17 protein-coding genes are annotated in these 16,466 nt (G+C 64.0%); 13 read left to right on the top strand and 4 right to left on the bottom strand.

Annotated features, from left to right (window positions below; all coding sequences use genetic code 11):
* Positions 1 to 19: 19 nt before the first annotated feature.
* Complete coding sequence (locus PIN31009_RS07425) at positions 20 to 898, bottom strand: branched-chain amino acid ABC transporter permease (RefSeq protein ID WP_150683666.1); 879 nt, start codon at positions 896 to 898, stop codon at positions 20 to 22.
* Positions 899 to 955: 57 nt separating this feature from the next.
* A complete protein-coding gene (locus tag PIN31009_RS07430) occupies positions 956 to 2,107 on the bottom strand; it encodes an ABC transporter substrate-binding protein (protein WP_246185611.1) in 1,152 nt (383 codons plus the stop codon).
* 540 nt (positions 2,108 to 2,647) lie between these two features.
* On the opposite strand from PIN31009_RS07430, the gene PIN31009_RS07435 reads away from it, so the two are divergent.
* The 5 genes from PIN31009_RS07435 to PIN31009_RS07455 all read left to right on the top strand — a co-directional run bounded on the left by PIN31009_RS07435 (position 2,648) and on the right by PIN31009_RS07455 (position 6,619).
* Entirely contained in the window at positions 2,648 to 3,625 is a 978-nt protein-coding gene (locus PIN31009_RS07435; protein ID WP_150789819.1) for a polysaccharide deacetylase family protein, read from the top strand.
* A gap of 76 nt (positions 3,626 to 3,701) precedes the next feature.
* Complete coding sequence (locus PIN31009_RS07440) at positions 3,702 to 4,598, top strand: GntR family transcriptional regulator (RefSeq protein ID WP_425495478.1); 897 nt, start codon at positions 3,702 to 3,704, stop codon at positions 4,596 to 4,598.
* A gap of 9 nt (positions 4,599 to 4,607) precedes the next feature.
* Positions 4,608 to 5,243, top strand: a complete 636-nt coding sequence (locus tag PIN31009_RS07445; protein WP_150789820.1) for a flavin reductase family protein — start codon at positions 4,608 to 4,610, stop codon at positions 5,241 to 5,243.
* A 175-nt stretch (positions 5,244 to 5,418) separates the two neighbouring features.
* Positions 5,419 to 6,006, top strand: coding sequence for a TetR/AcrR family transcriptional regulator (locus PIN31009_RS07450; RefSeq protein ID WP_150789821.1), 588 nt, complete (start codon positions 5,419 to 5,421; stop codon positions 6,004 to 6,006).
* Positions 6,007 to 6,124: 118 nt separating this feature from the next.
* Entirely contained in the window at positions 6,125 to 6,619 is a 495-nt protein-coding gene (locus PIN31009_RS07455) for a hypothetical protein (RefSeq protein ID WP_150683671.1), read from the top strand.
* A gap of 25 nt (positions 6,620 to 6,644) precedes the next feature.
* On the opposite strand, the gene PIN31009_RS07460 is transcribed toward PIN31009_RS07455, so the two are convergent.
* Both PIN31009_RS07460 and PIN31009_RS07465 read right to left on the bottom strand, forming a co-directional pair.
* Positions 6,645 to 7,343 (bottom strand): aspartate/glutamate racemase family protein, encoded by a 699-nt coding sequence (locus PIN31009_RS07460; protein ID WP_150789822.1) that lies wholly within the window; start codon positions 7,341 to 7,343, stop codon positions 6,645 to 6,647.
* A 43-nt stretch (positions 7,344 to 7,386) separates the two neighbouring features.
* Positions 7,387 to 7,953 (bottom strand): helix-turn-helix domain-containing protein, encoded by a 567-nt coding sequence (locus PIN31009_RS07465; RefSeq protein WP_058375376.1) that lies wholly within the window; start codon positions 7,951 to 7,953, stop codon positions 7,387 to 7,389.
* 212 nt (positions 7,954 to 8,165) lie between these two features.
* Between PIN31009_RS07465 and PIN31009_RS07470 the strand changes: the two genes are divergently transcribed.
* The 8 genes from PIN31009_RS07470 (at position 8,166) to PIN31009_RS07505 (ending at position 16,434) form a co-directional block, all read left to right on the top strand.
* A complete protein-coding gene (locus tag PIN31009_RS07470) occupies positions 8,166 to 9,542 on the top strand; it encodes an LLM class flavin-dependent oxidoreductase (RefSeq protein ID WP_150683673.1) in 1,377 nt (458 codons plus the stop codon).
* A 46-nt stretch (positions 9,543 to 9,588) separates the two neighbouring features.
* A complete protein-coding gene (locus tag PIN31009_RS07475) occupies positions 9,589 to 10,104 on the top strand; it encodes a flavin reductase (RefSeq protein WP_058375374.1) in 516 nt (171 codons plus the stop codon).
* Between the two features lie 13 nt (positions 10,105 to 10,117).
* Positions 10,118 to 11,356 carry an MFS transporter gene (locus PIN31009_RS07480; protein WP_150789823.1) on the top strand — a complete coding sequence of 413 codons (1,239 nt, stop codon included), beginning with the start codon at positions 10,118 to 10,120 and terminating at the stop codon, positions 11,354 to 11,356.
* Between the two features lie 48 nt (positions 11,357 to 11,404).
* Entirely contained in the window at positions 11,405 to 12,838 is a 1,434-nt protein-coding gene (locus PIN31009_RS07485; RefSeq protein WP_150789824.1) for an NAD-dependent succinate-semialdehyde dehydrogenase, read from the top strand.
* A 134-nt stretch (positions 12,839 to 12,972) separates the two neighbouring features.
* Positions 12,973 to 13,188, top strand: coding sequence for a DUF3311 domain-containing protein (locus tag PIN31009_RS07490; protein WP_150789825.1), 216 nt, complete (start codon positions 12,973 to 12,975; stop codon positions 13,186 to 13,188).
* A 2-nt stretch (positions 13,189 to 13,190) separates the two neighbouring features.
* The gene (locus tag PIN31009_RS07495) at positions 13,191 to 14,666 is read left to right on the top strand and encodes a sodium:solute symporter family protein (RefSeq protein WP_087724412.1); all 1,476 of its coding nucleotides are present in this window, start codon (positions 13,191 to 13,193) and stop codon (positions 14,664 to 14,666) included.
* Positions 14,667 to 14,755: 89 nt separating this feature from the next.
* Positions 14,756 to 15,244: a 6,7-dimethyl-8-ribityllumazine synthase gene (locus PIN31009_RS07500; RefSeq protein ID WP_150789826.1), complete on the top strand. Its 489-nt coding sequence runs from the start codon at positions 14,756 to 14,758 to the stop codon at positions 15,242 to 15,244.
* Positions 15,244 to 16,434, top strand: a complete 1,191-nt coding sequence (locus tag PIN31009_RS07505) for a M20 aminoacylase family protein (RefSeq protein WP_150790252.1) — start codon at positions 15,244 to 15,246, stop codon at positions 16,432 to 16,434. The genes PIN31009_RS07500 and PIN31009_RS07505 overlap by 1 nt, the downstream gene beginning before the upstream one ends.
* Positions 16,435 to 16,466: the final 32 nt, after the last annotated feature.

Consider the following 16,466-nt stretch of genomic DNA (forward strand, 5'->3'; position numbering starts at 1 on the left):
AGTCGCAAAGGAGAGTCACTCATACTTTGCGCACCTCCGCGCGACCGAAAATGCCGTCCGGCCGCATGGCCAGCAACACGATGACCAGACCGAACGTGATGATTTGTGTGTAACCCGATCCGAGCGTCGCGGTGATCATCGCTTCGGCTACGCCGAACAGCAGCCCGGCAATCATGACGCCCCACGCGCTCGACAAGCCGCCGAGAATTGCCACGGCGAACGCCTTGAGGCCAAAGACCGTCCCCATATCGGCCTGCACGTTGAACAGCGGCGCGATCAGCACGCCCGCGATACCGGCGAGCAGTGTCGAGACGGCAAACGCTGCGGCGATCGTGCGTTGAATGGGAATGCCCATGAGGCGGGCGGCGTCGCGGTTCTGCACCACGGCGAGCATGGCAACACCCCAGCGTGAGCGGCGCAACACGTAGTGCAGCAGCGCGGCGAGTGCGAGACCGACGACCGGGATTAGCAATTGCAACGGATAGACGCCGAGACCGGCGTCACCGATTTGCAGCGAGCTTTGCGCCAGCGGCGAGGGCAGGCTGCGTGGCTCCGTGCCGAACGTCAGCATGACGAGGTTGTCGAGCACGATGCCCAGCGCCACGGTTGCCATCAGCCATGCGCTGGACCCGCGCCGCACAAATGGCTGCACGGCAAGCCGCTCGACCACCAGCCCGTAGACGGCGCAAAGTGCCAGTGCGGCGACGATCGCCAGCGGCATGGGCCAGCCGAGCGTCTGTGCGAACGTGTACGCCAGCACGGCGCCCAGCATCATCGAGCTGCCCTGCGCGAAATTGACCGTCGCACTCACGGCGAACGTCAGATGAAAGCCGAGCGCCATGAGGCCGTACATACTGCCGAGCCCCAGGCCGGCGACCAGCGCCGAGATCCATTGCATGAAAAGTCCTCCGGGACGCCGCAGCACGGCGCCCGTTCGTTAGCCCAACTGTGTGACTTACTTCGCCGCGACTTTCGCGCCCGCCGGTGCCACCGGCACGATGCGGTTGTCGATGAACTGCGCCCACACGTAGTCTTGTGCCGACAGCGCGTCGTGCTGCTGCTCACTGAACGGCTTCACGTAGGTCTTGATGAGCCCGTCGTAGCGGTCGATCTTGTAGAAGCCCGTGCGGATCGCATCGCCGTTGGTCGAACCGGCTTTGTCGATGGCGAGCGCGGTGAGACGCATCGCGTCGTAGGCATTGGCGACGCCCACGGCCGGGGTGATGTCGTCGGCGCCCTTGATGTCCGAATACTTCGCCTTGAGGGCCGCGACGACGCGTGTGCTTACCGGCGACGTCGCGCCGAAGAAGCTATACGTCTGCACGAAATGCACGGTCTTGGCGTTGGGGCCGGCCAACTCGGTGAAGCGTCCGCCTGCGGGACCCCAGTGCGAGACGATAGGCACCTTCCAGCCCATGCGGTCGAGCGATTTCACCACCTGTGCCGACGGGCCGACGTTCCCGACCATCAGCAAGGTGTCCGCGCCCGCAGCTTTCAGGCGGCCCAGTTGCGGCGTGACGTCCACGTCGTTCGCCTCGAACTTCTCGACGGCGGCGGGCTTCATGCCCTTGGCGGCCAGTGCCGCGACGATGCCTTTCTCGTTCGACTCGCCCCACGGGTTGTTCACGAGAATCAGGCCGAGCTTTTTCGCACCGAACGTCTGCTGCGCGTAGTTCACCATCGCCCCGTCGACAATCTCATCGACGGCCGACACGCGGAACACATAGTTCGGATTGGCCCCGTTGCGGGTAATCGGCGTGCCGGCGGCCCACGGCCCCATGAACGGCACTTTCTCCTGATTGGCGATCGGCAAGATGGCCATCGAGACCGGCGTATCCAGTCCGCCGAAGAGCACCGCCACTTTGTCCTTGTAAATCAGCTCGCGTGCGGCGAGCACGCCTTTGGCCGGGTTGCCCTCGTCGTCGCGACGCACCAGTTCGAGCTTGCGGCCGCCGAGCACGCCGCCACTCGCGTTGATCTCGTCGATGGCGATCGTCATGCCGCGCGTGAGCGCTTCACCGGCGCGCGCCGACTGCCCCGAGAGCGCGGTGACGAGACCGATCTTGACCGTGTCCGCCGCATAGCTCGCGACGCTCGCGAACGACATGCCGGCCGCCGTCAGCGCGAGGACTCCGGTGCGAAGCCACTGGCGGCGGGAGCGGGAGAAGGAGAAGGACAAGGCGAGGGCGGATACCGGCGTCGAGCCAGCGATATCGACAGTGAGGGCAGCGTTGGGACGTGCAGAGGCAGACATGAGCAATCTCCGTAAGGGCACAGACGACAGTTCGAAAGCGGATCGAAAGCGAATCGAAAGCGAATCGAAAGCAAATCAGGAGGGCGGACCACTGCCCGGCATCGGGCAGCGCCCGTGATATGCAGCCCGTACGCAAGAGGTGTGCCACCTCGTCGACATTTCTTCGATATCGGTCTGTACGATATGAATGGCAACGTGTTGACGATCTGGCATCGAAATTGCGAACGATTGTGTGTAGCGTTCGTAGACGATGTGTTTTGCGCCAATTCGGAACGCGCCCGCACTGCGGCGGTGCGCCAATGTTTCAAGACGGCCCACGAACACACCGACGACCGAATGAACGGCCTCAGAACCTGAGCCCCTTGCGACGCCATACCGCAACGACGACACACGATGACTTCTGCCCTGACCCTTCCGGAACGCGATGACGCAGCGACCGACGACACGCGCTTCGGCGCACTGCGCTCGCACGACCGCTTCGACTATCTGCCCATCACGGCACGCGACACGTATCGCTGGCCCAACGGCGCACGGCTGGCCGTCTATCTCGGCTTCAATCTGGAGCACTTCGCTTTCGGAGAAGGGTTGGGCGCTAATCTCGGCCCCGCCTCGCCGCAGCCGGACGTGCTCAACTACAGCTGGCGCGAATACGGCAACCGGGTCGGCGCGTGGCGTTGTCTCGATCTGTTCGACGACCTGTCGATGCCTGTCGGGGCGGTGCTCAATACGTCGTTGCTCGATCACTGTCCCGAGCTTGTGCACGCGTGCGTGACGCGCGGACACGAACTGATCGGGCATGGCCATACCAACGCGCATCGGCAAAGCGACTTCGAGTACGCGCACGAGCACGATCTGCTGGCGCATTGCCGCGCGCGTCTGATGGAGGCCACCGGCCACACGCCGACCGGGTGGCTCTCGCCATGGATCTCGGAGACGCATCACACGCCCGATCTGCTCGCGCGCACGGGATATCGCTACACGCTCAACTGGTGTCACGACGATCGCCCGGTGCGCATGCGTACAGCACACGGCACGCTGTGGTCGGTGCCGTATCCGCAGGAGGTGAACGACATCCCCATGATCGTCGGACGCCAGATGGACGGCGCGGCCTTCGCCGACATGATTGTCGACAACTTTGACGAGATGTACGCGCAGGCCGAGCACCCGACGCGCGGGCAGCCGCTCGTGATGGGGATTGCACTGCATCCGTATCTCGTGGGGCAACCGTATCGGCTTCGGCATTTGCGGCGTGCGCTAACGCCCATCGCGCAAGCGGCGCAACGTGGCGAGATCTGGATCGCGACACCGGGCGAAATCGCCTCGCACGTCGCTTCGGTCAGTGTCGACCAGCCTGACACCGTCATGGGATGAGCGCATCATGACGCTCAAGCCGTATTGCCCGGATTGCCAGACCTCGACCTTATTGCCCTTGTCGCCCTTGTCGCCCATGTCGCTTATGCCAGCCACTTCCAAACCCACGTCCCCCCGCGCGCGCCGCGGTGCCGCCAACGCGACAGCCGTGCAGGACACCGAAGCCCGTCTGCTCTCGTTGCACTCGCCCGTCGCCAACGATGCTGACGAGCAGAGTGCCGAGACGCGCATCGAGACGAACATCTACCGCACCATCGTCGACGGCGTGCTGGCGCACCGTCTCACGCCCGGCACCAAGCTCCCCGAGCCGGAACTCTGCCAACTGTTCGACGTGGGCCGTGCGGTCGTGCGCCGCGTGCTGGAGCGTCTGGCGCACGACGGCATCGTCACGTTGCGTCCGAACAAAGGGGCCGTGATTGCCGAGCCGACGCCGGAGGAAACGCGTGAGATTTTCGAAGCGCGGCGGGCGCTGGAGCGTTCGCTGGTCGAGCTTGCCGTATCGCGCGTGACCGAAGACGACCTCGCCATGCTGCGTCGGCAACTCGACGCCGAACACGAAGCCATGCACCGTTTCGATCAGCCGTCATGGGCGCGGCTGGCGAGCGACTTTCACCTGCGTGTCGCCGCGCTGGCGGGCAACGCCGTGTTGCAGCGCTATCTCACCGAACTGATTTCGCGCTGTTCGCTCATCGTCGGGCTGTACGAGCCGCCGGGCTATGCCCCGTGCGAACACGACGAACATGCCGCGATCGTGGCGTGCATCGAGCAACGCGACGCCGCAGGGGCCATCGACCGCATGCAGTCGCATCTCGAAGAGCTTGAGCGTCGCATCGAGACCACTCGGATGCGCGGGCAGAAGAGTCTGGCGTCGTTGCTCGGCTTGCCGGAGGTCGCCGCCGTCGAGGACGACGCCCCGTCGCCCGCGCCAGTCAAACGCACTAGCCCCCAACGCACCGCCCGCAAACGCGCCTGAGGACAACGCATGGAAATCGACTTCCGTGAAATCACCGCGTATCAGCGCTACAAGCTGATGGCCAGCCTGATCGTGCCGCGCCCCATCGCGCTGGTCACGACGATCAACGAGGGCGGCACGGTCAACGCGGCGCCGTTCTCGATGTTCAACATGCTCGGTGAAGAGCCGCCGATCCTGATGCTCTCGATCAACCGGCTTGACGACGATTCGCTCAAGGACACCGCCTCGAACATCCTGCGTGACCGGGAATACGTCGTGCATCTGACCGACGAGGCGATGACGGCCCGCATGCACGCTTGCGGCGACCGCCTGCCGCCGACCGAAAGCGAACTCGCACACGCCAGACTCACGCCGGTGCCAAGCAGTCTCGTTGCCCCGCCTCGCATCGCCGAAGCGCCGGTTGCGTTCGAATGCACCTTGTGGGAGACGCTGGAGACACCAAGCCGTCACATCTTCATCGGCCGCGTCGAGCGCATGCACGCCCGTGACGAGTTGATCGATACGGAAAACTGGCGCGTGCGCTTGCAGAACTACTTCCCGGTCGGACGCTTCGGTGCAAGCTTCTACGTCGACACGCGCAATCGCTTCTCGTTGGAGCAAAGCGACGGGCAACCGACAGCGGCGACAGCCGTCGACGAGATGTGATGACATCGGCCCACCTATTGGCGCACGATCTTGGGTCACACGGACTCCAAGTATCGATTTGACAATTTGCCAACCAACTAGTAGATTGGCTGTCATTCGCCGTTTTCACATGCGTCAATGGCGGGCTCGGGCGCCGCATGCCGAGCCCCGTTGACGTCAATCGAGCCAAGGACCCATGACTGTAGAGCTGTCACCGCGCGCCACTGAAATCGCAGATCACACCAAGCAATTGCTGGCGGCGGGGGGGTATCACGGGTTCAGTTATGCGGATTTGTCCGAGCGCGTGAACATTGGTAAGGCCAGCATCCACCACCATTTTCCGAGCAAGGCGGAACTGGTGCTGACGGTCGTCAGGCGTCACCGGGAGCAAGCCGAAGCCGGGTTGGCGGCGCTGGACCAGCATGTGCCGGACCCGACGGCACGGTTGAGTGCTTACACCGACTATTGGGCGCAATGCATCCGTGACGGCTCGATGCCCGTGTGCATTTGCGCCATGCTCGCCGCCGAGTTGCCGATGATCCCCAAGGAGATTGCCGACGAGGTTCGCGGCTACTTCGACGATCTGGCCGCGTGGATCGCGACGGTACTTGCTGCTGGCGTAGCGAAGGGGCAGTTCAAGTTGCGCGATAGCGCGCGCGTGGAGTCGCAAACGTTCATGTCGACGGTGCACGGTGCCATGCTGACCGCGCGCGCGTTGGGCAGTGCGGATTCGTTTCAGGCCATTTCGCAGGCGGCGATCCACCGCTTGCGCACAACGGACTGAGCATCGTTCGGGCTTATACGGAAGGAAGGGCGCTTTGGCGCCCAATTTTTGGATCGTTTAACCAACCAACTAGTTGGTTGATTACTTGATGATCATTTCTAAGACGGAGTCTATTGCCATGCCTCATCCCATTTCCACTTTGGGCGCGGCTCACACCGCCGTCAGTCTCGTGACATTTGCTGCGGGGCTGATCAGTTTCGTCCGGTATCGGCAGATCGAAAGCACCAGCCGATCGGGCAAGCTTTATCTGGCCGGGATGTTGATCTCGGTGCTGACGTCGTTCGGGTTGTCCAGTACGGGCGGTTTCAACGCGGGCCATGCGCTGGGTATCTTGGCCTTGCTCGCGACACTGGGCGGGCTGGTCATCCCGCGCATCGATTTTCTGGGACGCTCGCGGCACTACCTGTCGCAATTCGCCTTCGCGTTCAGCTTCTTCCTGCTGATGGTGCCGGGCATCAACGAGACACTGACGCGGCTGCCAGCCGGTCATCCGCTCGCAAGCGGTCCGCAATCGCCGCTGGTGCGTGGCGCGCTCACGGTGTGGCTGGGAGTCTTCGTGATCGGAGCCGTCGCGCAGTTTCTGTGGCTGCGTGCGCAGCGCAGCCGTGCGTGAACGGTCTTTGCATGGCATTGCCGGATCAGCGCGTTGCCAGCGCAAACTCCACCGCAGCGTTGGCGTGCAACGCGGTCGTATCGAGCAGCAGCAATGCGTTGTCCTCGGGCTTCACCAGCAGCGAGATTTCGGTGCAACCGAGGACGATGGCTTGCGCGCCGCGTGATGCCAGTCGTGCCATGACCTCCTGATACGCGGCACGCGACGCGTCCTTGACGATGCCGACACACAACTCGTCGTAGATCACGCGATGAACCACTTCGCGATCCGCAGCATCCGGGACGAGCACGTCGAGACCGAACTTGTCACGCAACCGCGACTTGATGAAGTCCTGTTCCATCGTGAACGCCGTCCCCAGCAGTCCGACGCAGGTGATGCCGCGCGCTTTGGCAGCGTCGCCGACAGGGTCCGCGACATGCAGCAGCGGGATGGAAACCGCCTCCTCGATAAAGCTCGCGAGCTTGTGCATCGTGTTCGTGCAAAGCACCACGCACTCGGCACCGCCCGCTTCGAGGCGCTGCGCCGCTTGTTGCAGCAACACCCCGGCATCGTCCCAACGTCCCTCGTGCTGGGCGCGCTCGATCGGACCGAAATCGACGCTGAACATCAGCATCTCAGCGGAGCGCAACGGTCCGAGCCGGGTCTGCACGGCTTCGTTGATGATGCGGTAGTACTCGGCGCTGGACTGCCAGCTCATACCGCCGATAAGGCCGATGGTGCGCATGAAAACTCCTTCTGCAATGGGCTACAAAAGCGGGCCGCTCAATCTATCGCCGTACCAACGCCACGACATAGACACAGGGCTGCTTGCCCGGATTGCGGAACGTGCAAGGCGCGGGCGGTCCCAACTGAAGGCAGTCGCCCGCCTTTAGTTCATAAGTCAGCTCACCCTCGTCGAACATCAACGTGCCTTGCTGCACCCAGATCTGCTGATGCTGGAACGTGAACGCCGACGACGGATACGACACATTCACACCCGGCGGCAGGGTGACCTCCAGCAATTCCAGCATGCCGCCATTGCGCGGCGACACCGCGCGGCGCAGGTAGCCCGTCTCGGGGTCTTGCCAGACGAGTTGCTCGTCGGCGCGGCTCAACCGTTCTCCCGACTGTTCTGCGAGCGAGAGCAGCATGGACAGTTGCAGGCCGAACGCGCCTGACAGGCGCCCCAGCAACGTGGCGGTCGGCGAGGCCGCGCCTCGCTCGATCTTGCTGATCATCGCTTTCGATACGCCGGAGCGCTCGGCGAGGTCGCCCAGCGACCAGCCGCGAGACTCGCGTTCGATTCGGATGCGATGTGAAATCGCCGGCGTCGGATCGGCCATCGGGGGCGTCATGCTGTGATTCCAAAGGTGTCGAGTTGCGAAATTATACAAGTCGACTCTCGCACCGACCCACCGAAATACGACGACGTCTCCCACCCGAACTCCGTGTTAACCCCCATCTGAAACTTTTTTGATCGTAGTCAAACGTCTACTATAGTAAACGGCAACGACGATTCGACAGCCGTCGATTCCGCTTTCAAATTTGTTGCAGACAAGGAGTCAACATGCCCCGTGAAATTCGGCTGAACGCTTTCGAGATGAACTGCGTGGGTCATATTCAGCAAGGTCTCTGGACGCATCCCCGCGATCAATCCACGCGCTACGGCGAGCTTCAGTACTGGGTCGACTACGCGAAGAAGCTGGAGAAGGGGCTGTTCGACGGCATGTTCTTCGCGGATGTGGTCGGCGTGTACGACGTCTATGGCGGCAACGCCGACGCTGCACTGCGCAATGCCGTGCAAGTGCCGGTCAACGACCCGCTGATGCTCATCCCGGCCATGGCTGCTGCCACGCAACACCTCGGCTTCGGCGTCACGGCCAACCTCACGTATGAGCAGCCGTTCCTGTTCGCGCGCCGCATGTCCACGCTGGATCACCTGACGGGCGGGCGCATCGGCTGGAACATCGTCACGGGCTATCTCGACAGCGCCGCGCGCGCCATCGGCATCGAAGGCCAGATTGCGCACGACGACCGCTACGACCTTGCCGACGAATACATGTCGCTCGTCTACAAGCTCTGGGAAGGCAGTTGGGACGACGACGCCGTGCTGGCCGACCGTGCGGGCGGCGTGTACGCCGATCCGTCGAAGGTGCGGGTCATTCATCACCACGGCAAGCAATACAAGGTCGACGCCATGCATCTGAGCGCACCGTCGCCGCAACGCACGCCGGTGCTCTATCAGGCCGGCTCGTCCCCGCGCGGCTGCCAGTTCGCTGCCACGCACGCCGAGTGCGTCTTCGTGAACGGTCAGAAGATGGACGGCGTGAAAGAGATCGTCGACACGATCCGCGCACAAGCCGTCGCCCACGGCCGCAATGGCGGCGACGTCAAGGTTTTCATGGGTGCCACGCCCATCGTGGGCCGTACCGATGCCGAGGCAAAAGAGAAGTTCGAAGAGTATCGTCGTTACGTGAGCTCCGAAGGGGCGCTCGCGCACGCGGCGGCGTCGCTCGGCATCGACTTCGCCAAGTACGACATCGACGAGCCGATCGACACCGGCAAGAGTCAGGCCATCGTGTCGAACGTGACCGCGATGACGCGTGCGGCCGGTCCGCAGTGGACGCGCCGCAAGCTGCTCGAACAGATGGTGCTGGGCAGCCGCCAGACGCCGTGGGTCGGCTCCGCACAGAGCATTGCCGACCAGATGATGTCGTGGAGCGAAGCTACCGGCATCGACGGCTTCAACCTGTCGCGTACCGTCGTGCCGGAATGCTTCGAAGACGTGATCGATCTGGTGGTGCCGCTGTTGCAAGAGCGTGGCGCGTACAAGACCTCGTATGGCGAAGGCACCTATCGCAAGAAGCTCTTCGGCCACGACCGTCTGCCTCAGTCGCACAGCGCCGCGCAATACCGCTCGGGCAACAACACGGGCGCAAAGTAAGCCCGCCGTGAATCGCAACCGTCACGTTTTTAACGAGGAAAACGACATGGACAAGAGCACGGTGGATAAATCGATCTTCCGCGAAGCGATGGCCGGGCTGGGCGCTGCCGTCAACGTCATCACTACCGACGGCCCCGGCGGTCTCGCCGGCTGCACCGCGTCGGCCGTGTGCGCCGTCACCGACGATCCGCCCACGCTGCTCGTGTGCATCAACCGGGCGAGCCGTAACAACGCCGTCATGCGCGAGAACGCCCGCCTGTGCGTGAACGTGCTGTCGGCCGATCAACGCGATATCGCTATGCAGTTCGCGAGCAAAGACCTCTCCATCGAGACCCGCTTTGCCAGCGGCGACTGGGACACGATGGAGACGGGCGCGCCCGCGTTGCGCGGCGCCGTCAGCGTGCTCGACTGCGAGGTGGCATCGGTGACGGAAGTGGGCACGCATACGGTCTTCTTCTGCGAAGTCAAAGCGGCGCGTTCCACCAGCGCGCTCGACGGGCTGATCTATTTCGCACGTGGTTTCCACCGTGTCGGCATGGTCGCGCAGTCGGCGAGCGCGTGAGGGCGGACGCGTCATGGAATCAATGAGCACCGCCCGCCACCACCGCGCACCACGCGGCAGACTCGCGTCGCTGGCGATCGTGCTGCTGGCGCAGGTGGCAGCGATGGGCGTCTGGTTTTCGTCGACGACCGCCGTCGCGCTCATCAAGCGAACGCAGGCGATTGCGTCGGGCGACGAGGCCATGCTCACGGGCGCGGTGCAACTCGGCTTTGTCATCGGCACAGTCGTGTCGGCGACGCTGGCGCTGCCGGACCGGTACGACCTGCGCAAGATCTTCGCAGCGTCGGCCTTGATGGCGGCAATCACGACCGGTGCGCTGGCGGTGCTGCCGCCGACCGGCCCGCTGGTGATCACACTGCGCCTGCTCACCGGCGTATGCATGGCAGGCGTGTATCCGGTCGGTATTCGGCTGGTGGCCACGTGGGCGAAGGCCGACCTTGGCTTGCTGATCGGTTTGCTAGTGGCGGCGCTCACGCTGGGGTCGGCGAGCCCGCATCTGATCGGCGGCTGGCAGGACCTCGACTGGCGTTGGGTCTATCTGGTCGCGGCGATGCTGGCGGTGACCTCGGGCGTGGCGATCGTTTTCGCCACTATCGGTCCCAACATCAAGCGGGCGTCGCGCGTCGATTTTTCGAAGGTGACGCAAGCGTGGCGCGATCCGGCCGTGCGGCTTGCGAATCTGGGGTATCTCGGCCACATGTGGGAGCTGTACGCGATGTGGGCGTGGCTGGGGCTGTTTCTGCAATACACGCTGCATTTGCATGGTGTTGCCGATTTTCACGAGAAGGCGGAAGTGCTGACCTTCGCGGTGATTGCGTTCGGTGCGGTTGGCGCGTGGGCCGGGGGGCTGCTCGCCGATCGCATCGGCCGAACGCTCGTCACGATTGGCGCGATGGCGATTAGCGCGACGTGCGCGGCGGTCATCGGCTGGCTGCCGGGCGCGCCGCTGGCGATCGTCGTGGGCGTGGCGTTCGTGTGGGGTTTCTCGGTGATCGCGGATTCGGCGCAGTTCTCGGCGGCCGTGGCCGAGCTGGCAGACCCGACTTCGGTCGGCACGTTGCTCACCGCGCAGACATGCGCCGGGTTCCTGCTCACGCTCGCCAGCATCCGGTTGGTGCCTGTCGTCGTGGCCCATCTCGGCTGGGCCGGTGGCATGGGCATGCTGGCGATCGGACCGGTGCTCGGTTGCCTCGCGATGTGGCGGTTGCGTCAGCACCCGGCATCGCGCCGCATGGCGGGCGGCAAGCGATAGCGCATTCGTCTTCTTTCGTTCTCTCCTTCCTGTTTTCGAGACGTTGAAATGTATTCCTACCCTGACATCAAGATGCTGATCGGCGGTCAGTGGCGCAGCGCGCCCGGCCAGCCCGTGACGAACCCTTCAGAGGGCACGACGATCGGCATGGTGCCGACGGCGACGCTCGCCGACCTCAACGCCGCGCTGTCGGCCGCCGACAAGGGGTTCCGCGTCTGGCGGCGTACGTCGCCCGCGCAGCGCACCGAGATCATGTTGCGCGCCATCGCGTTGCTCAAGGAGCGCGTCGAAAGCATCGCCTTCGCGATCTCGCTGGAGCAGGGCAAGACGCTGGCACAGGCACGGGCGGAAGTGCTGCGCGGCTGCGATCTGATGACGTGGGACGCCAACGAAGGCAAGCGCCTTTACGGCCGCGTGATTCCCGCCGAGCCGGGCATGCGTCACACGGTGGTGCGCGAACCCGTCGGCGTGATCGCAGCTTTCACGCCGTGGAACTTCCCGATGAGTTCGCCCGCCCGCAAGGTCGGTGGTGCGCTCGCCGCTGGTTGTTCGATCATTCTCAAGGCGGCAGAGGAAACCCCGGCGGGTGCCGTGCTGATGGCGCAGGCGTTTCAGGATGCTGGCTTGCCGGATGGTGTGTTCAACCTTGTTTTCGGTGATCCGGCGATGATCTCGTCGCACCTGATCGCCAGCCCGGTCGTGCGCGGCATCACGTTCACCGGTTCGACGCCGGTCGGCAAGCATCTCGCAGGTCTCGCGGCCAAGGCCATGAAGCCGGCCATTCTGGAATTGGGCGGCCATGCACCGGTCATCGTGTGCGACGACGCCGATCCCGAAGCGGCCGCGCTCGCCTGTGTCAAAGGCAAGCTCAACAACGCGGGGCAGGTCTGCGTGGCCCCCACGCGCTTCTTCGTGCATCGCAACGTCTACGACGCCTTCGTGAATGCCTTCGCGCGTCACGGCGGCGCCATTCGTGCGGGCCACGCGCTGGAGTCGTCGAGCGATATTGGTCCGGTGGTGAATCAACGTCGTCTGGACGCACTTCACTCACTGGTCGACGACGCCGTCGCCCGTGGCGCCCGTGTGGTCTGCGGCGGCGAGCGCAACGACGGACCGGGCTACGTATTCCCGTTCACCGCACTCGCAGATGTGCCGGCCGATGCGCGCGCCATGCTCGAAGAGCCGTTCGGCCCGCTCTCGCTCATCGTGCCGGTCGACAGTCTGGACGACGCCATCGCACGCGCCAACGAAGTGCCGTACGGCCTCGCGGGCTACGCCTTCACGCGCTCGGCGGCCAACGCTTACCGGCTGGGCGACGAGCTCGAAGTCGGCAACCTCGCGATCAATCATCTGGTGTCGGCCGTCTCCGAAACCCCGTTCGGCGGCGTGAAAGACAGCGGCTACGGCAGAGAGGGCGGCACCGAGGGGCTTGAGTGCTACACGCACGTCAAGAGCATCTCTCACCTGATGGAACCGGCGTAACCCGACGACGGCTCCGACGCGGGGAATCGTACGGGACACGCTTCGCCGCATTCGTGAAGCGCCGCACGGCGACGGTCACTTTTGTGATGCGCCGTTCGGCACGACAAGCAAACGGGAACAACCTGGAGATGTGCATGCGGTCCATATATCTATTAGCACTCCTACCTGTATTGGCGGTTCTGGTAGGTCCATTTTTCGTCAATCGCGTCACGCCGTACGTACTCGGCATGCCGTTTCTGCTGGCATGGCTGGCAGGGGCGCTCGTGCTCACGTCGATTGTGATGGCCATCATTTTCTATGCCGATCAGGCGCGACTCGCGTCGTCCGATCACGGTAGCGAAGGAGCCTGAGCATGAATAGCGCATTGATCTTTATTTTTCTGGCGGTCGCGCTGGCGCTGTTCCTCGGCATCCGGGCGCGTCGCGGCAAGGACATGAGTCTGGAGCAGTGGACCGTCGGCGGACGCGGCTTTGGCGCGGCCATCGTGTTTCTGCTGATGGCGGGCGAAATCTATACGACGTTCGTCTTCCTCGGCGGCAGCGGCTATGCCTACGGACACGGCGCAGGCGCGTACTACCTGCTGGGCTACGGCAGCCTGCCGTTCATCCTGTCGTACTTCCTGCTGCCGCCGATCTGGCGCTATGCCAAGGAGCGCCGGCTGATTTCGCAGCCGGACTTCTTCGCGTCGAAGTACGACAGCCCGGTGCTGGGCGTGCTGGTCGCCATCGTCGGCTTTGCGGCGCTCGTGCCGTACCTCGTGCTGCAACTCAAGGGGCTGGGCATTATCGTCAGCGTGTCGTCGTACTCGGCCATTTCCTCGAATCAGGGCGTGCTGATCGGCGCCGTCGTGGTGGCGGTGTATGTCGCACTGTCCGGCGTGCACGGCTCGGCATGGACGTCGGTGGTCAAGGACGCACTCGTCATGTTCGTCGCCGTGTTCCTCGGCCTTTATCTGCCGTACCACTACTACGGTGGGGTGGGCGACATGTTCGCGGCCATCGAAAAGGCGAAACCCGGCTTCCTGGCACTGCGCGATGTGGGCGAGAGCCCTGTGTGGATGGTCTCGACGGTGATTCTGTCGACGCTGGGCTTCTACATGTGGCCGCACATGTTCATGGCGACGTACACGGCCAAGCGCGAGGAAGTGCTGCGCCGTAACGCCTTCGTGCTGCCGATCTACCAGTTGATGCTGCTGTTCATCCTGTTCGTGGGCTTCTCGGCGGTGCTTGCCGTGCCGGGCCTGACGGGTGGCGATATCGATCTGGCGCTGTTCAAGGTGTCGCTCAAGACGTTCGATCCGTGGTTCGTCGGCGTGATCGGTGCGGCGGGGATTCTGACGGCACTCGTGCCGGGGTCGATGATTCTGATGACTTCCGCGACGCTGCTCGCGAACAACGTGTATCGCCCGCTGCGTCCGAAAGCTACCGATGCGGATGTGGCTCGTTTGGCGAAATGGCTCGCACCGGTCGTGATGGCGCTGGCGGTGCTGTTCACGCTGAACGGCGGGCAGACCATCGTGGCGTTGCTGCTGATGGCCTATGCGTTGGTGACGCAGTTGTTCCCGGTGTTGCTGGCCAGCCTGATCGGCAAGCATCTCGTGACGCGTCCGGCGGCGTTCGCCAGCATCATCGTCGGTGTCGCGACGGTAGCTTGGGTGTCGATCACCAAGAAGTCGGTGGCTGCGCTGTTCCCGTTCTTCCCGGACGCGCTCAAGGACCTCAACGTCGGCATCGTCGCGCTGGTGTTCAACGTGATCACGCTGGTGGTCGTGACGTTGCTCACGCGCCGCACGGCAGGCGCTGCCCGGTTGTCGGCCGATGCGTCCTGACATGCAATGACGACGCATTAATGAAGTGAGCGAGACGCCTGTGCCATCGGGTCATACCGGGTACGGGCGTCTTGCGTGACAGACAAGCTATGACGAATTCCCTAGATATTCCCCGCATCGCCTTCGTGCAGGCGGGCTGGCACGCCGATCTGCTCGACGGCGCGCGCGACGCGTTTCAGGCGCGCATGGCAGAGCTGGGTGTGCCCGCCGAAGGCATCCGCCACTTCGACGTGCCGGGCGCTTTCGAGATCCCCTTGTTCGCCAGACGCCTCGCGCAAAGCGGCCAGTACGACGCCATCGTCGGCGCGGCACTGGTTGTCAACGGCGGCATCTACCGTCACGAGTTCGTGGCGCAGGCGGTCGTGGACGGCCTGATGCGCGTGCAACTCGACACGGATGTGCCCGTTTTCTCGATGTCGCTCACGCCGCATCACTTTCACTCGCACGACGAGCACTATGGCTTCTTCGACGAGCACCTTCGTCACAAGGGGCGTGAAGTCGCCGACGCCTGCGTCGGCATGCTGCGTGCCCTCGCCAACATCGCTCCCGAACCCACCCAGAAGGAATCTCAGACATGATGCCCTCAAGCGATCTGGACGCCTTGCTCGCCCAAGGCGGCGACGCGCTGCGCACCTTGCGCCGTGACTTGCACGCGCATCCTGAACTGCGCTTTGAAGAACGTCGAACGGCCGATGTCGTTGCCGACTACCTGACGTCACTCGGCTACACGGTGGACCGGGGGATGGCAGGCACGGGTGTCGTCGCCAGTCTGCCGGGCAAAGACCCCGCGCGCGGCATCGTGTTGCGCGCCGACATGGACGCGCTGCCGATTCAGGAAGCCAACACGTTTGCCCACGCGTCGTGCCATCACGGCGTGATGCACGCCTGCGGACACGATGGCCACACCACGATGCTGCTCGGCGCGGCCCGGGTACTGCGTGAAATGCCGCAATTGCCGGGCTCGGTGCACTTTGTCTTCCAGCCGGGAGAGGAGGGCGGTGCGGGGGCCAAGAAGATGATTGACGACGGACTGTTCGCGCGGTTCCCCACGCAGGCCGTCTTCGGCATGCACAACTGGCCGACGCTGCCGGCGGGCGAGTTCGGCCTGCGCACCGGCCCGATCATGGCCGCGGGCGTGCGCTTTCGGATCACCATTCGCGGCAAGGGCGCCCACGCTGCGCAGCCGCATCTCGGACTCGACCCGATCCCGCTGGCCTGCTCGATGGTGCTTCAGTGCCAGACGCTCACGGCACGCCACAAAGATCCGGTCGCGCCTGCGGTCGTCTCGGTGTGCATGATGCACGCGGGCGACACCGACAACGTGATTCCCGACACGGTGGAGTTGCGCGGCACGATCCGGACGCTGTCGTCGGCTGTGCTCAATCAGTTGCAGGACGACATCCGCCGTATCGGCGACGGTCTGGCAGCGGCCTACGGCGCAGCGATCGAGACCGAGTTCTTCCAGTACTACCCGGCGACGGTGAACACGAAGCCCGAGACGGCGTTGTGCGAGCAGGTGATTCGCGAGACGTTCGGCGATGCGGCGACCCACGCGGACGTGCCGCCCAACATGACGTCGGAAGATTTCGGTTTCATGCTGGAAGCGAAACCGGGGGCGTACGTGCTCATCGGCAATGCGCCACGCGGCGAGACCGGCGTCGGTCTGCATCATCCGGCTTACGATTTCAACGACGACATCCTCAACGATGGCGTTCGCTATTGGGTCGCGCTGGCACAAGGCTATTACCAGACGAAAAGCAACGATTGAAGTCGGCGAAATAACGCCATTGCCGATTTCGA

The organism is Pandoraea iniqua, from assembly GCF_902459685.1.
In the GTDB taxonomy this organism is placed as follows: domain Bacteria; phylum Pseudomonadota; class Gammaproteobacteria; order Burkholderiales; family Burkholderiaceae; genus Pandoraea; species Pandoraea iniqua.

Excerpts from the sequence above, each read along its gene's own strand:
- PIN31009_RS07425 (WP_150683666.1), bottom strand. The coding sequence starts at position 898 with ATGCAATGGATCTCGGCGCTGGTCGCCGGCCTGGGGCTCGGCAGTATG.
- PIN31009_RS07430 (WP_246185611.1), bottom strand. The coding sequence starts at position 2,107 with ATGTCGTTCGCGAGCGTCGCGAGCTATGCGGCGGACACGGTCAAGATC.
- PIN31009_RS07435 (WP_150789819.1), top strand. The coding sequence starts at position 2,648 with ATGACTTCTGCCCTGACCCTTCCGGAACGCGATGACGCAGCGACCGAC.
- PIN31009_RS07440 (WP_425495478.1), top strand. The coding sequence starts at position 3,702 with ATGTCGCTTATGCCAGCCACTTCCAAACCCACGTCCCCCCGCGCGCGC.
- PIN31009_RS07445 (WP_150789820.1), top strand. The coding sequence starts at position 4,608 with ATGGAAATCGACTTCCGTGAAATCACCGCGTATCAGCGCTACAAGCTG.
- PIN31009_RS07450 (WP_150789821.1), top strand. The coding sequence starts at position 5,419 with ATGACTGTAGAGCTGTCACCGCGCGCCACTGAAATCGCAGATCACACC.
- PIN31009_RS07455 (WP_150683671.1), top strand. The coding sequence starts at position 6,125 with ATGCCTCATCCCATTTCCACTTTGGGCGCGGCTCACACCGCCGTCAGT.
- PIN31009_RS07460 (WP_150789822.1), bottom strand. The coding sequence starts at position 7,343 with ATGCGCACCATCGGCCTTATCGGCGGTATGAGCTGGCAGTCCAGCGCC.
- PIN31009_RS07465 (WP_058375376.1), bottom strand. The coding sequence starts at position 7,953 with ATGACGCCCCCGATGGCCGATCCGACGCCGGCGATTTCACATCGCATC.
- PIN31009_RS07470 (WP_150683673.1), top strand. The coding sequence starts at position 8,166 with ATGCCCCGTGAAATTCGGCTGAACGCTTTCGAGATGAACTGCGTGGGT.
- PIN31009_RS07475 (WP_058375374.1), top strand. The coding sequence starts at position 9,589 with ATGGACAAGAGCACGGTGGATAAATCGATCTTCCGCGAAGCGATGGCC.
- PIN31009_RS07480 (WP_150789823.1), top strand. The coding sequence starts at position 10,118 with ATGGAATCAATGAGCACCGCCCGCCACCACCGCGCACCACGCGGCAGA.
- PIN31009_RS07485 (WP_150789824.1), top strand. The coding sequence starts at position 11,405 with ATGTATTCCTACCCTGACATCAAGATGCTGATCGGCGGTCAGTGGCGC.
- PIN31009_RS07490 (WP_150789825.1), top strand. The coding sequence starts at position 12,973 with ATGCGGTCCATATATCTATTAGCACTCCTACCTGTATTGGCGGTTCTG.
- PIN31009_RS07495 (WP_087724412.1), top strand. The coding sequence starts at position 13,191 with ATGAATAGCGCATTGATCTTTATTTTTCTGGCGGTCGCGCTGGCGCTG.
- PIN31009_RS07500 (WP_150789826.1), top strand. The coding sequence starts at position 14,756 with ATGACGAATTCCCTAGATATTCCCCGCATCGCCTTCGTGCAGGCGGGC.
- PIN31009_RS07505 (WP_150790252.1), top strand. The coding sequence starts at position 15,244 with ATGCCCTCAAGCGATCTGGACGCCTTGCTCGCCCAAGGCGGCGACGCG.